We start from the raw sequence: 15,431 nt of genomic DNA, 5'->3' as shown, positions 1-15,431 counted from the left end.
TTATTTAGATAAATTTTTCACTGCTTCTTTTAAGAAGGCAGTTTTACTCCAAGCAGTACCACCTTGTGCCATTGGATCTACAACGTTTACAAATACTTTCTTTTCCTTCGCAGCATTCATACTTTGCCAAATTGGATTACTTTCAATTTCTTCTAACACTTTTGGATTTTTATTTTCACTTGCCTCATATTGTAAGAAAATATAATCTGGGTTAAGTTCAGCAAGTTTTTCAAATGAAATTTTCTCTTGTGCTTTTACAGTTTTCAATTGTTCTGGAGCAGTTAGTCCAAAATCTTTATAAATTACAGGGTTGAAGTATACTCCTTCTGGATATAGGAATAATTCGTTTGCTCTTAGTCTAATGACAAGTACTTTTTTATCTTTTAACTTATCTCCTAGTTTTGCTTTTGCTTTTTCAGCGTCTGAATTGTAGTCTTTAATAATTTTTTCTGCTTTATCTTTTTTACCAGTTAATTCTCCCATTAACTTTAAGTTATCTTCCCAATTTGTTGAAACGTGTGATACCGGGAATGTAGGAGCTACTTTCGTAAACTTTTCAGCTGTTTCTGCTGGGAATTTCGTACTTGATGTAATCACATCTGGTTTTAATTGTAGTAATGTTTCGAAATTGGGTTGCATTTTCTCACCAACAGATTTCGCACCTTCTAACTCTTTTTCCAGGTACTTTGGTAGTTTACCACCTACAGTAATGGCACCAACTGGTTTAATTCCAAGTACTGCCGCATCTTCCATTGACTCTAAACTAGCTGTCGCAATTTTATCTACTTTTGCTGGCACTGTATATTCTTTACCTAAATATGTAATTTTTCGTTTTTCATCTTTTTTCGTTTCCGTAGCTTTTGTCTGTTGTTTTTGCTCGCCTGAAGTTTTATCCGCACTATTACATGCCGCTAAACCTACACTTAAAACTGTAACCATCCCTAAAGTAAATAATTTCTTGTTCATCTTTATATGTCTCCTCTCAAATTTTCAAACTATATTCTCAATAGAATTTAACTATATGAATCTTATCCCATATATATATTTCATTAGATTAATAATTTTATCCAGAACTCATTCACGTTCACTTCCCCTAGACTATAATTCTTTTACGCCTTCATCACTTGATAATCTCTTTCACTGATAATGATTATCGTTACTAAGTATATATTTAATATGAAATTATTTCAAGAATGATTTGAAAAATTTTAACAAACTGAATTAAAAAAAGAAGTATCTCCCTAATATTAGGGAGATACTTCTTTTTTTAGAAATTTATATGCAATTCAACTGGACAATGGTCTGATCCCATCACTTCACTATTAATTTTCGCTTCTGTTATTTGGTCTTTCATTCTTTCCGAAACAACAAAATAATCTAAACGCCATCCGATATTTTTCGCTCTCGCGCCCATACGATACGACCACCACGAGTATGCACTTTCTTGATCAGGATAAAGGTAACGATATGTATCAGTAAATCCTTCTTCTAAAATACATGAAAATTTCTCTCGCTCCTCATCAGAGAATCCAGGATTTTTACGATTACTTTTTGGATTTTTCAAATCGATTTCTTTATGAGCAACATTTAAGTCTCCACAAAAAATAACTGGTTTTTTCTCATCTAATCGTTTGATATAGGACCTGAAATCATCTTCCCATTTCATTCTGTAATCTAATCGTTCTAATCCACGTTTTGAATTTGGTGTATATAACGTTATCATATAAAAATCTTCGAATTCTAAAGTAATAAGTCGCCCTTCTTGATCATGCTCTTCAATGTCTAAACCATATGTAACTGAAAGCGGTTCTTTTTTCGAAAAAATAGCAGTTCCTGAATATCCTTTTTTCACAGCATAATTCCAGTATGTATAATATCCCTCTAGATTTAAATCAATTTGCCCTTCTTGTAATTTAATCTCTTGTAGACAAAATATATCAGCACTTGATTCCTCGAGATATTCCAAGAATCCACCTTTTGCGATAACTGCTCGCAAACCATTTACATTCCATGAAATTAACTTCACTTTTAGCCCTCCTCTTGATGTTTATTTCCAAATTTCATGCTATCACAAAATAGAAAAACAATCATATTTTCACCTTTGTAATCTTGCTCTTACATTTATGAATACATACATACGCACTTTATTCAGGTTATACTAATTTCAGAGGTGATGTTCTTTGCATAATGAAGGAGTTATATTAACAAATGAGTATTGGCAAGCAATTATTCATAATGATTCTTCCTATGATAGCAAATTCTTTTATGCTGTGAAATCAACTGGAATTTTTTGCAGGCCATCATGCAAATCAAGAATACCGAATAGAAACAATGTACGAATTTTTCATCATGCAGAGCAAGCATTAAGCGAAAACTTTCGCCCGTGCAAACGTTGTAAGCCAAATGGGATCACTTTACCTAATGAAGAGTGGGTAGAACAAATTAAAGACTATATCGAAAAGCATTATGACGAATCCTTAACTCTCGACATGCTTGCGGAAATGTGTCACGGTAGCCCTTTTCATTTACAGCGTACTTTCAAAAGAATAATAGGGCTAACTCCTATAGAATATATACAACAATTCAGGGTTCTTAAAGCAACCAAATACCTTTTACACACAAATCAATCTATTAAAGAAATTAGTACTGCTGTCGGGATAGAAAACCCAGAGTATTTCGCAACTTTATTTAAAAAGAAAACCGGATTTACTCCTACTGAATATCGAAAAAAGAACGAAATGAAAGAGGGATACGATAATGAATTCCTACAAAAATAATTATATATATTGGACGCTACTTACACATAAAAATTGGCGATTTCATATTGCTGCAACTGAAAATGGACTATGTTTCATTGGATCACAAGACGAAAATTTTGAAGAATTAAATATATGGGCTAGAAAAAAACTGCCCCAACATATATTGATTCATAGTCCAGATTACTTGCAAATATATACGCAAGAAGTTATCGAGTATTTAGAAAACAAGCGAGAAACTTTTACATTTCCTATCGATGCTTATGGAACTAATTTTCAATTATCTGTTTGGAATACGGTACGTGAAATTCCTTATGGAAAGACATATTCTTATACAGAAATTGCTGAAAAAATTCAAAAACCTAAAGCTGTGCGCGCCGTTGCTTCTGCTATTGCTGCTAACCCTCTCCTTATTACTATTCCTTGTCACCGTGTTATTGGGAAGAATGGGAAACTAACCGGATTTAGGGGTGGATTAGAAATGAAGAAAAAATTGCTTACATTAGAAAAGTTATAGGTGGAATTCATATGACAGCAGAATATAATAGCGCATTATCTATAGCAGTTCCAAAAGAATTTTGTTTCCAAGAAAATTTACGTTATCTATCACGTTCTAACAATGAATGTATGTTTCATATTGAAGACAATAAAATTTATAAAGTTATCCCTGTTCAAGATGTAAATCCTTTAGTTGAAATTAGTTTGAATACTGATGGCAATATTCAAATACGTTTTTTAGGAGAGTTATATACTCATGAAAGATGGGTAAGCGATGCTGTAGCTAACTATGTAAAAGAATGGTTTGATTTAACTACTGATTTAGCTCCCTTTTATACATTAGCTAAACATGATTTACTCCTTCAAGGACCAATTGAACAATATTATGGCCTTCGTAATTTAGGTATTCCAGACTTATTTGAGGCACTTTCCTGGGGAATTATCGGTCAACAAATTAACTTAACATATGCTTATACGCTAAAAAGAAGATTAGTTGAGCAATTTGGCAGTTATGTAGAATGGGACGGTAGAAAGCATTAGATATTCCCATCACCTGAAACAATTGCAAATCTACATGTAGAAGATCTCCAACAATTAAAAATGACGACTAGAAAATGTGAATATTTAATCGGTATTGCGAAGCTTATTACAGAGAGAAAACTATCAAAAGAGGATTTACTGCAAACACAAGATGTAAAGGTTGCTGAGAAACAATTAACCGCTATCCATGGTATAGGACCATGGACTGCCAACTATGTTTTAATGCGTTGTTTAAGATTTCCTTCAGCTTTTCCAATTGATGATGTTGGTCTCCATAATGCAATTAAATTTATAACAGGTTCCGAAAATAAACCGACTAAAAATGAAATAAAAGGTTTCGCGGCAAACTGGGCTAATTGGGAGTCTTATGCGACTTTTTATTTGTGGCGAGTACTATATTAAAAAGAACCAAGTAGCACATTCGTACTACTTGGTTCTTTTTTAAGCTTGCTCCTCAAAACGTCTTGCAATTTCCACAATAACTTGAACGGCTTTTTCCATAGTATCTACCGAAACATATTCAAATTTACCGTGATAATTTTCACCACCAGTGAAAATGTTCGGCGTCGGTAATCCCATATATGATAATTGTGATCCATCTGTGCCTCCGCGAATCGGATGAATATTTGGTTCAATGTCTAAACTTTTCATTGCTTCATATGCAATATCAACAATTTCTCTTACCGGTTCAATTTTTTCAAGCATGTTATAGTATTGATCGTTCATTTCTAAAACGACTGCATCTTCGCCATACTTTTCTTGCATAGTCTTCACAATATTTTTAACGTTATTTTTACGCGCCTCAAAATTTTCACGATCAAAGTCTCGAATAATATAATACGCTTTACTTTGCTCAACATCACCATTTAAAGAAAGTAAATGATAGAATCCTTCATAGCCTTCTGTATATTCTGGCGCCTCTTCTACTGGTAAATACCCGTTAAACTCCATAGCCAGTTTAGTAGCATTGCGCATTTTATTTTTCGCTGTTCCAGGATGTGTATTCGTTCCGTTAAACGTTAACTTAGCACCTGCAGCATTAAAACTTTCATACTCTAAACCACCTAATGGACCTCCATCCATCGTATAAGCGAATGATGCACCAAACGCTTCTACATCAAAATGCGCTGGCCCACGACCAATTTCTTCATCCGGTGTAAATGCTACTCTTATTTTCCCGTGCTTAATTTGCGGATTATGTATTAAATGGTTCATTGCAACCATAATTTCTGTAAGACCAGCTTTATCATCTGCCCCTAGAAGTGTTGTACCATCAGTTGTAATAATGGTATGTCCTTTATATGATTGTAATTCCGGGAACTGCTCTGGTGTTAACACAACATTTAGCTCTTCATTTAACGTAATTGCATTACCATCAAAATTTTCATGAATTTGTGGTTTGACGTTTTTCCCTGTAAAGTCTGTTGCTGTATCTAAATGGGCTAAAAATCCAATTACAGGAACATCCTTGTCCGTATTAGCTGGAAGTGTTGCCATTACATAGCCATTATCATCCATCGTTACTTCTGTTAAACCAATTTCTTTTAGCTCTTCCACTAATAACTTACCAAACTCAATTTGTCCTGGTGTTGTTGGTACTGTATGGCTTTCTTCATTTGATTGCGTATCAATTTTTACATATCTCGTAAATCTTTCAATAAGTTCTTGTTTCAAGTTCATTCACTCCCTTTTATGTTTCTCCCTCCATTATAATCCTTAAAACGAAATATTTTAACTTTTTTGACTGTGAAGATGTATATTTCATTTACATTGTTAACACTTTTAAACGCATGATAAAAAGACATAATATTTGTACATTAAAACCGTAACAGGTAACATACATAATTATAAAATATGGGAGGTTTTAAAGATGAGGCTAACTCTCTTTCGCTATTTTCTTTTTTTCTTAGGATTAATTTTCTTTGGCCTTGGAAACGCTCTCGCAGTCAAAGTTAAATTTCTCGGCTTGCACCCCTGGGAAGTTTTAAATATGGCTCTCTACCAAAAGTTTGGATGGACCGTCGGTACGTGGAGTGTCATATGTGGGTTATGTCTCGTTCTAATATCTTTACTAGTAGATCGAAAATATATAAATGTGGGGACATTTTTGAATGCACTACTTATCGGTCCCATTATGGACTTTTTCTTACAATCAAACATGCTTCCAGAAGCTAGTAATTATTTATGGATAAACTTACTCATTTTATTTTCTGGTATTGCCATTACAGGTATCGGTGGAGGTATGTACGTTGCAGCTGGGATTGGCGCTGGACCCCGTGATGGATTCATGCTTACTATTTCAGACAAAACAGGACTTTCTATTAGCCGTGCTAGAATCATAGTAGAATGTATTGTACTAGTTATTGGATTTATGCTAGGAGGTCCTGTTTTCATCGTAACTTTTCTGTACACCTTTATTCAAAGTCCAATCTTTCAGCAATCATTTAAGATGTTTCAAACACTTTTACATACTTTACATGGCAAAAAGAAAATTATTGAACATCTTTAAAGTACAGCTTAATACAAATAAATCCACCCTATTTACGACTCTCACCGTAAATAGGGTGTTTCTGTTTTTATCTCGCAATTTAAGAATATATACTACTCATTTACAATAAAAGTATATACATCATCATAAATACAGCCATTTACTTTAATCACATACTTCCCAGGTTTATTAAAACTAATTGTGTATTTATTTAACTGAATTGCTTCTTTATCTCCAGAAAGAATATCAATACTTCTGCCACTTAATACATACAATTCATTTAGATTCATCGTTACATCAATTGTATTGAAATTTTCTATTTTCACTTGCTGTGCTTCCGCAACGCTTACACTTGGTTCTAAAAACAGTAGTCCACTTAATCCAATCGTCCCCGCTAAAGCAACTCCCGCAAACTTTTTAATCTGTTTCATTACAATGACCTCCTTATAGATTTTGCGTAAAGGCAATGTCTCCCTTACACCACAAAGCCTATATGTAATGAAATGAAAAGTAAACGGGGACTGTAAGACAAAATTCTACATCTTTTTCTCCTATTGAATATAAATCCAACGTTTGGAGTTTTGACACATTTAAAATTGTTTCCCTAAACCAATTTCTCCATAATTTATTCAAAGACTGAATAATTACTTATTGATTTAACATTCTAAAAATAGTTGATAAAGATGCTTTCTATTCAAAAAAAAGACTTTGCTATAAAAGTAACTTTTACAACAAAATCCATGCAACTAATTTTATTCCTCTTTCCATAATCTCTCTACATTCATTAATTGTTCTTCTTTAAACTCCATCTTATATATATCCGGTTTTGACGTATTCATTAAAAATTCAAAACCATATTGTTTATCAAAATAGTTCATCATTAATGTCATGACAAGCCCATGTGTACCAATTACAATTTTGCATCCTTGAAAATCCATTAAGATTTCTTTTAATACTTTCACTACTCTTCTCTGGCAATCTGCATATGACTCTCCTTCCGTTCGTGCAAAGTCCGGATTAGAGAACATCTTCTGTACAAGTGGATACACCTCTTTGTCTGATATAACCTGATCCTCACTTGAAAACATACACTCTTTAAGATTTTCATATACTACTATTTCTTTTTCATGGAAATTAGCTGACTCCTCTATCGTTAGCATAGCCCGATTATAAGGACTTGAAATAAAAGTATCAATCCTCTCCGCTTTTAATATGTCAGTTACTCTACGGGCATCCATATGTCCCCTCTCAGTTAACCCGCGCATTCTTTCATTTCCTTCTAGTTTTGGTGATTCACCATGTCTAACCATATAAATATATGTGCTCATAATTTCTCCTTAAAATTTTTTATAAAGTGAAACTTTAATTAGCCCTTACTAATCGGGCTTTTACAGGAAAATAGCGAGATAAGTTAATAAATCACGTTCATTTATCCCATTTCAACACTTAGGCGTAATACTAAAATACTTTATAAACTGTGCTGATTTGTTCGTCTAATCCATTCTCCTACTAAACTCTCAAATAATTCAGGCTGCTCAATTTGCAAATTATGCCCTGCCATATCTAACACTGCTAATGTTGCCCTTGGATATTCTTCAATAATTTCTATAATATTTTGATAACCTACTGATATATCTTGTCTTCCAGTCAGTAAAAGCACGGGATTTTCATATTTTTCACGCTGAAAATCCATAGTAAGAGAGTAATTCTTTTGCAACCTTTCAATAAATTCATCATTAGCAACATCTAACCCAGGCTTAATTTCTTCTTTAAATCGCTTATATGTATATTCATTTGCTATTACAGCTAACTCACAAAATTCCTCTCTTTCTGTGGAAGTGAGCGTATTTAAAAATTCCTCATCTTGTACAATTACCTGTTTATCTGGAAGAATCCTTTTTTCTGGCTCCGCTACAACAACAGGACATACTAATAGTAATCCGCTAACTCTCTCAAACATCTTTGCAAGTATACCTTTAGCTAAATAGCCTCCATATGATTCTCCTACCAATAAAAATTTTTCAGTAGAAATGATTTCCTCAATAAATGTGATAAGCACTTCTACTATACGATCTGAACTATTTATCCAATTTGGAGCATTCGATTTTCTCATTCCAGGTAAATCAATATATATTCGCTTATAACCTTCATATTTCTGAAATACTGATTCCATACATTTCATCATTAACCTATGGTCAGGGGCGCAGCCATGTATGATAATGACCGGTTTACCCTCTCCCACAATTTCATAGTATATTTCTGCATCTTTAATTCGATATATCATAAAAAAGCCTCCCTATTTAGTGGCAATACTATTCCACTCTGTAAGAATACACGTTCTTATTTTATATCCTTTCTCAACATTTTCACAAATGTTAATTTTCAGATTAAATAATAAAAAGTTCCCCAAAAAAGGATACTCATCATTTTATATGCAATTTTGCATCTCCACTTACAAATCACTAAAAAAACTTTACAATTCAAAGGATGACTAAATATACAATTTCTATTTAAAGTCTTGATGCAGTCTATACTATCAACCGCAATATTTTTTAAACCTTAAGAATACTTACACTCTTTAACACTTTCCTTATAAACATGATTTTTATAAGGAAATCTGATACAATTCTTAAATAATATTATTATGTATAGATATAACGAACATAGTGCATAATTAAAGAAGGTGATTTCATTGAAATTAAATAAAAATTTACAATTATGTATATTAATCGGAACATTAATATGCTATTCAATCTATTTTATATTTTTCTATCTGTTCCCTACTCATTTTTCAAATTCAGATGTACGCTTCGCTTCACTTGTCGTTGAAGCCATTACATTTGTATCACTGATTTACTCTATATATTCTAAAAAAGTCAGTTCAAATCCGTTTTGGATATGTATTACAATAGCAATTGGTAGTTTTTTATTAGGGAAAATAGTATATACATATCAAGATAGCTTCTTCGAAATTCCAATACATCGTTTTACGGTTTCTGATGTATTTTATATGTTTTTTCTATTTTTCTGTCTTATCGCTTTCTGCTATAAAATCTTAAAGGAATGCAATAAATGGGAAAAAGCGTTCTTTATTTGTGATATATGCATAGTGCTTACTTCCATATTTACATTAGAATGGTATTTATTTAATCAACCAAATTTAAATATATTCGCTCTTTCACTAGGAGATGTTTTCCTTTCATTTTTATACCCAATTGCAGATTTATTATTTCTACTACTAGGTGTTAGTCTCTTTTTCCGTCCAACAATTTTTAATTCCAAACGGAAAATTTATATCTTTATTTTTGTATTAATAAGTTCTGCAACTTTTAACTATATTTATTTTTACTTAAATAACCACTTATCAACTGAAACGATAATATTATTACGTCTTTTATATAGAATACCTATATTACTTATTGCAATAGCTGGCTCTATTTCAGAAGATCATAATAGCCATAAAAATTATTTCCTTGTAAACCCTATAATAGGAAAAAAAGCTTTAGTTGTATTTCCCTATCTTGCTGTTGCAATACTAATCGGGTTTACATTAAAAGAACAAACATCATCTTCAACTCTCATTACAGGAAATTGTATTACTTTTATTTTCGTACTCATTCGTCATTCTATCGTACGTATGCAAAACAATTCCTTAACAAAACGTTTGCAGGCATTTAATGCCCAACTAGAAGAAAAAGTTACTTTACGGACGTCTGATTTAGTTCATAAATCAGAGGCTCTTTCTCAAAAACAGCAAAAGTTTAAATCATTATATGAATATCATCCTGACCCTATCTTCACCATTGATTTAAATGGAATATTCTTAAATGTAAATAAGGCTGGGAGTGTACTACTTGGGGCACCAACAGATGAGTTACTAGGTGAAACTTGTTTTTCGATCATTTTAGATGAAGATAAGCATAAGCTAGCAATGGCATTAGAAAAAGTGAAACAACAAGAATCGGCATTCTTACAACTTAGTTCTCAATATAAAGATGGCTTTACTTATTTTTTATACGTTACAATCATTCCTATTATAATAGACGGACAAATTTCAGGAAGCTATATTATGGTGAAAGATATTACTGCACTAAAAAAACAGCAAGAAGAAATAAAATATTTAGCATTCCATGACACTGTAACGAAAATTGGGAACCGTGCCTTTTTCCATAAGAAATTAAAGAGAGTTATAAAAAATGCTAAAATAACAGAAAGCGAGTTTGCATTATTATATTTAGATTTAGATCGCTTTAAAGCAATTAACGATACACTTGGACATTCATCAGGAGATTACATATTAGAAGAAGTAGCAAAGCGATTCCAATCATGTCTTCCATCACATACTCATCTTTCAAGAATCGGTGGCGATGAATTTACAATCATAATTGAAAACTATACTGACGAAGATTACTTATTCCAATTATGTAACCAATTATTTAAATGCATGAAAAAGTCATTTATCATACATGAGCATAAATTAACTTTATCACTGAGTATCGGCATCGCTATTTATCCACATTCCGGAATCGATACCGCTACACTTCTAAAAAACGCTAATGTTGCAATGTATGATGCAAAAGCAAAAGAACTTAACTCTGTATCTATTTATGACGATGTAATCGCTAAAAAAATTGAAAGACGATTGCGATTAGAAAAAGATTTACCAAACGCACTACAAAATGAAGAATTGTTCCTTTTGTATCAACCTCAAGTTGATAGTGAATCTAATAAAATTATCGGTGCAGAAGCTTTAATTAGGTGGAATCATCCTGAATTAGGTATTATTTCTCCATACGAGTTTATTCCGATTGCAGAAGAAACACTACAAATTATTTCAATAGGTAAATGGACATTAGAGCAGGCTTGCAAGCAAATGAAACGTTGGCACGCACTCGGATATTCACATTTAAAAATAGGTGTGAATTTATCTGCTAAGGAATTTGAACAAGAGGATTTTGTAAAATCTATTTCTTCTACTTTAACAAATACAGGTTTACCAGCAAGCTCTCTTGATCTTGAATTAACAGAGCGAATTGCAATGATGGATGAGCGAGAAACATTGATAAAACTGCGTACACTAAAAAGTTTAGGGATTCACATTTCTATCGACGATTTTGGTACAGGTTATTCTTCGCTAGCCTACTTACCTTTGTATCCAATTGATACGTTAAAAATCCCGAGAGAATTTATTACAATGTCTGAAACATGTGATGATGGAATGGAAATTATTAAAACGATCATCACATTAGCAAATACATTAGGAATGTCTGTCATTGCTGAAGGTGTAGAAACGAAAGAGCACGTAAATTTCCTTCAAAAAAATAAATGTCAGTTTATTCAAGGTTATTATTACAGTAAACCTATTCATATTCATGCATTTACTGAGCTATTAGAAAATGGCATTCACCGATAGTACATAGCTAATTGGAATAAATAATAATGAATTGGAACAAATATAGTAAAAAGGAAAGAAGATACCTTCTTTCCTTTTTACTATTTACATTTCTATTACTTCACCACTTCATTTATTATATCTATTAATTGATGAATCCCCTCATCATTTGTTTTCTTATATCCATTCATGTTTTGAATATATTTATCCTTATTTGTATACAACTTATTTACTGCATGTATAAATGTATTCGTACTTACTCTGTCTTGGAGTATAACTTCCGCATATCCTTGCTGTGAAAAATATTCAGCATTTAAAACTTGATCTCCTCTACTGGAACTGTTAGTTAACGGGATAAGCAACATCGGTTTCTTCAAAAATAACAATTCAGAAATAGCAGTAGAACCCGCTCTTGAAACTACAACACTTGCCATATTTAGTATATGCGGCAACTCATCGCCTATATATTCAAATTGCATATACCCCTCCTTGCCAATAGATGGGTCTACCTTCCCTTTACCACATATATGAATAATATTAAAGTTTAATAGTATTGTATCTAAACATTTCCTTACCATATCATTTATCCACTTAGCACCTTGACTCCCACCCATAATTAATAATACTGGTTTATCTTGCTGAAATTCACAATATCTTCTTCCTCGTAATACGTTACCCTTCTCAATTTCTTCCCTTACAATTGGTCCTACATAAACCTTCTTCTCATTATTTACATTTTCTCCTGTCTGAGGAAATGTTGTGCATAGCTTTGTAGCAAAAGGTAATGCTATTTTATTGGCAAGCCCTAATGTGCTATCTGGTTCACGTATAATTATAGGCACACGATTTAACCATGCTCCTATAGCTACAGGAACTGAAACAAATCCTCCTGCTGAAAAGATAACGTCAGGCTTTGTTTTCTTAATTAAATTATAACTTTGTAAACAACCGCGTATAATTTTAAAAGGATCTTTAAAATTCTCCCAATCCCAATATCTCCTAAGCTTTCCCGTTGAAACACTATTGTATTTAACATTTTGCACTAATGATTTTTCAATTCCATTTTTAGATCCAATATACTCGACTCTCCATCCTTTCTCTATAAATTTAGGAATTAATACAATATTAATCATAACGTGTCCGGCTGTACCGCCCCCAGTAAAAAGAATCGTTTTGCTCATAACTTATACCCACCTTTATTATTAAAAATCTAGCTTTATATTTACCTTTTAAATGTAAATGAACTTATTATTTTTTATATAAATCTTTAACTCCACCTCTATATCTTTTAAAAGATCGTTAATGAGTTCATAAAAATCATTTCCATACTCACTACACTCATATTGAGCAAAGATTTGAATCACATACCTAGTTTCCGTCTCTAATGCTGACTTTATTCGATTGACCCTTTTTTCTTCTACATACGCTTGATATTTATGTATTGCCTCATAAATAAGCAATACATGCGCTTCTTCATCTCTCCAGTCCAGCGTATCAACAATTGAAAGAAATAGCGTATTTTGATTATCTATTACTTCATAACCATTCATATATTTCTTACACCCTTTTTTGTTTTTCATTGCATGCAGATGTCACTACACTTCGCATACTCAAGTACATCTTTTAATGATTGATGAAATTCAATTTCTGGGATCCAACCTAACTTTTTTATTTCCTCTGTTGCTAAACTCTCATTTGAGTCGCTCCCACTTTTCTCTGTTTCCTCTATAAAAAAATTTAGCTGTGTTAATTCTTTATATTGTTCTAGTACATCTAATAAAGATCGTTTTACTCCTGATCCGATATTATATTGTTTTCCATTTATTCCATCTCGTAATAACACATGATACGCTTTGACCGCATCACGTACATCTAGAAAATCTCTACTATCTTTCAAACTGTTTACTTCGATAATAGCCTTACTTCTACCTGATTCTATATCTATCATTTTCTTTGCGAGAATCGAACAAATACCATTCGATACCCCTGGACCAATTAAATTTGAGGGCTTTGCAATGATAATATTTGAATCCATTAATCCTCCCCAAGCCTCTGCAATAATGACTTGCATCGTTTTACTTAAACTATATGGATTCGAAATTTTTATTTCGTTCATACTATTTGCTTGCAAAGCAGATCCTATAACTAATGTTCTACAATGCGAGGCTTCTTGCTTAATTGCTTCTAATAAATATAACGTTCCTATTACATTAATCTCTATATATTCAAGGGCAGCTGTCCAAGATTCTATGACCGAATTCCTTCCTGCTAAATGCAATACGTAGTCTGGCTTTATTTGTTTCATTACCTTCATTACTTCGCTCTTATTAGTTAAATTACAAGTAATACCATTTTTAATTTTTCTCTATGTGCACGATTTTGAAACATAGGAATTACATGAAAGCCCTGCTCTAAAAAATAGTGGCAAGCATGGCGTCCTGTGAAACCATTTGCACCAGTTATTAAAAGGATCGCATTTTTTTTCATCGCAAAAATCCTCCTTTTAATAGCATTTGTTTCACCTCATGTTTTTCAAGTAAGTCTTGTTGAGAACTAAAACTCTTCACATCCACTAGAGGATAGCTAGAATAATATTCTTGAAGTCCTTCTATAGGAATAGTCGGTAGTACCACAAAATAATTTTGATCAAAACTTATACTTGTTTTACTCTCTACCTCAGATAGAAGCATTTCACTTAATTTTTCACCCGGTCTTATCCCTACCTCTTTTACCTTAACTTTTTCTTTTTCAGAATATTCAATTAATACTTCTGCTAAATCTGTTATTTTACATGCCGGCATTTTCATAACAAAGATTTCCCCGCCTCTACCTTGAGATACGGCTTTAAATAACAATCCAACAGCATCCTCAACTGTTAAGAAAAATCTAGTCATATTCGCATCGGTAATCCCTACTTCTGAAGATTTTTTAATTTGTTGTTTAAAAAGTGGTACTACACTTCCACTCGTTCCTAAAACATTTCCACCACGAACACAAATGAATTTTGTTTTCTTCGTTTGTATATTCGCATGAACCATTAATTTTTCACCAATTGCTTTTGTCATCCCATACGTATTTGATGGATCAGCTGCTTTATCCGTTGAAACATATATAACTTTTTCAACTTGCATCTGTATAGAGGCTTCAATTACATTTTGCGTACCATGTATATTTGTTTTTATAGCTTCATAAGGATAATACTCACATACTGGAACATGTTTTAAAGCTGCCAGATGGAACACATAATGTACACCTTGGCAAGCATAGACTAGTTGATCTTTATCACGAATATCTCCAATAATAAATTTTAACCTATCATCATTTATAAACTGTTGCTGCATTTCAAACTGAACCGTTTCATTTCTTGAAAAAATTCTAATTTCTTTCGGTGATTTTTCTAATAGTTGTTTTATAAGTTCCTGCCCCCACGAACCTGTCCCACCAGTAATTAAAATTATTTTATTTAACATTCTTTTTCCTCCTACGAAACATCTCAATTTAAATAATATTTATTGAATTATTTTCAATTGATTCAAATCATAATCGTCGTTTGTTACATTTAATTGACAAAATAAAAAAACAGAAACTATTAAACGTAGTTTCTGTTTTTCATTTCATCTCACAACAGTAAGATTTTCTATACGGTTTTCATGATAAATAAATTCCTTGTAAAAAACACCGCTCATTTATTTCTTATACTCGTAATAAAATAAATAGAATGATTCATAGCCAATAATCATGTTTAAATTTATGAAAA

General features: G+C 32.3%; 13 protein-coding genes and 2 pseudogenes. 5 read left to right on the top strand and 10 right to left on the bottom strand.

Annotated elements, in window-relative coordinates:
* Together MR169_RS12205 and MR169_RS12200 are read right to left on the bottom strand one after the other, a co-directional pair.
* Window positions 1–966 (bottom strand): iron-hydroxamate ABC transporter substrate-binding protein, encoded by a 966-nt coding sequence (locus MR169_RS12205; RefSeq protein ID WP_242319460.1) that lies wholly within the window; start codon window positions 964–966, stop codon window positions 1–3.
* A 301-nt stretch (window positions 967–1,267) separates the two neighbouring features.
* Window positions 1,268–2,026, bottom strand: a complete 759-nt coding sequence (locus MR169_RS12200) for an exodeoxyribonuclease III (protein WP_000767617.1) — start codon at window positions 2,024–2,026, stop codon at window positions 1,268–1,270.
* Between the two features lie 154 nt (window positions 2,027–2,180).
* Between MR169_RS12200 and MR169_RS12195 the strand changes: the two genes are divergently transcribed.
* The 3 genes and pseudogenes from MR169_RS12195 (at window position 2,181) to MR169_RS12185 (ending at window position 4,196) form a co-directional block, all read left to right on the top strand.
* Window positions 2,181–2,777 (top strand): bifunctional transcriptional activator/DNA repair enzyme AdaA, encoded by a 597-nt coding sequence (locus tag MR169_RS12195; protein ID WP_000551300.1) that lies wholly within the window; start codon window positions 2,181–2,183, stop codon window positions 2,775–2,777.
* Complete coding sequence (locus MR169_RS12190; protein WP_001089837.1) at window positions 2,758–3,273, top strand: methylated-DNA--[protein]-cysteine S-methyltransferase; 516 nt, start codon at window positions 2,758–2,760, stop codon at window positions 3,271–3,273. Before MR169_RS12195 ends, MR169_RS12190 begins: the two co-directional genes overlap by 20 nt.
* Window positions 3,274–3,284: 11 nt before the next feature.
* Window positions 3,285–4,196, top strand: a pseudogene (locus tag MR169_RS12185) (DNA-3-methyladenine glycosylase 2).
* 39 nt (window positions 4,197–4,235) lie between these two features.
* Here MR169_RS12185 and pepT read toward each other — a convergent pair.
* Complete coding sequence (gene pepT, locus MR169_RS12180) at window positions 4,236–5,468, bottom strand: peptidase T (protein WP_242319459.1); 1,233 nt, start codon at window positions 5,466–5,468, stop codon at window positions 4,236–4,238.
* A 196-nt stretch (window positions 5,469–5,664) separates the two neighbouring features.
* On the opposite strand from pepT, the gene MR169_RS12175 reads away from it, so the two are divergent.
* Complete coding sequence (locus tag MR169_RS12175) at window positions 5,665–6,303, top strand: YczE/YyaS/YitT family protein (RefSeq protein WP_242319458.1); 639 nt, start codon at window positions 5,665–5,667, stop codon at window positions 6,301–6,303.
* A 92-nt stretch (window positions 6,304–6,395) separates the two neighbouring features.
* Here MR169_RS12175 and MR169_RS12170 read toward each other — a convergent pair whose 3' ends face one another.
* The 3 genes from MR169_RS12170 to MR169_RS12160 all read right to left on the bottom strand — a co-directional run bounded on the left by MR169_RS12170 (window position 6,396) and on the right by MR169_RS12160 (window position 8,566).
* Complete coding sequence (locus MR169_RS12170) at window positions 6,396–6,713, bottom strand: hypothetical protein (protein WP_000809492.1); 318 nt, start codon at window positions 6,711–6,713, stop codon at window positions 6,396–6,398.
* Between the two features lie 321 nt (window positions 6,714–7,034).
* Complete coding sequence (locus MR169_RS12165) at window positions 7,035–7,610, bottom strand: histidine phosphatase family protein (protein WP_000109178.1); 576 nt, start codon at window positions 7,608–7,610, stop codon at window positions 7,035–7,037.
* Window positions 7,611–7,750: 140 nt separating this feature from the next.
* Complete coding sequence (locus MR169_RS12160; RefSeq protein WP_242319457.1) at window positions 7,751–8,566, bottom strand: alpha/beta fold hydrolase; 816 nt, start codon at window positions 8,564–8,566, stop codon at window positions 7,751–7,753.
* A 408-nt stretch (window positions 8,567–8,974) separates the two neighbouring features.
* On the opposite strand from MR169_RS12160, the gene MR169_RS12155 reads away from it, so the two are divergent.
* Window positions 8,975–11,695, top strand: a complete 2,721-nt coding sequence (locus tag MR169_RS12155; RefSeq protein ID WP_000773536.1) for a bifunctional diguanylate cyclase/phosphodiesterase — start codon at window positions 8,975–8,977, stop codon at window positions 11,693–11,695.
* 95 nt (window positions 11,696–11,790) lie between these two features.
* On the opposite strand, the gene MR169_RS12150 is transcribed toward MR169_RS12155, so the two are convergent.
* The 4 genes and pseudogenes from MR169_RS12150 to MR169_RS12135 form a co-directional block, all read right to left on the bottom strand.
* Window positions 11,791–12,855: an undecaprenyldiphospho-muramoylpentapeptide beta-N-acetylglucosaminyltransferase gene (locus MR169_RS12150; protein WP_098616346.1), complete on the bottom strand. Its 1,065-nt coding sequence runs from the start codon at window positions 12,853–12,855 to the stop codon at window positions 11,791–11,793.
* A 48-nt stretch (window positions 12,856–12,903) separates the two neighbouring features.
* Window positions 12,904–13,254 (bottom strand): DUF6572 domain-containing protein, encoded by a 351-nt coding sequence (locus MR169_RS12145; protein ID WP_002098140.1) that lies wholly within the window; start codon window positions 13,252–13,254, stop codon window positions 12,904–12,906.
* Window positions 13,251–14,161, bottom strand: a pseudogene (locus MR169_RS12140) (SDR family oxidoreductase). Before MR169_RS12140 ends, MR169_RS12145 begins: the two are co-directional and overlap by 4 nt.
* Complete coding sequence (locus MR169_RS12135) at window positions 14,158–15,144, bottom strand: UDP-N-acetylglucosamine 4,6-dehydratase family protein (protein WP_242319456.1); 987 nt, start codon at window positions 15,142–15,144, stop codon at window positions 14,158–14,160. The pseudogene MR169_RS12140 and the gene MR169_RS12135 overlap by 4 nt, the downstream one beginning before the upstream one ends.
* Window positions 15,145–15,431 lie beyond the last annotated feature (287 nt).

Source organism: Bacillus cereus group sp. BfR-BA-01349, assembly GCF_022663795.1.
GTDB classification, from domain to species: domain Bacteria; phylum Bacillota; class Bacilli; order Bacillales; family Bacillaceae_G; genus Bacillus_A; species Bacillus_A cereus.
This window is presented reverse-complemented; position numbering and strand designations above follow the sequence as displayed.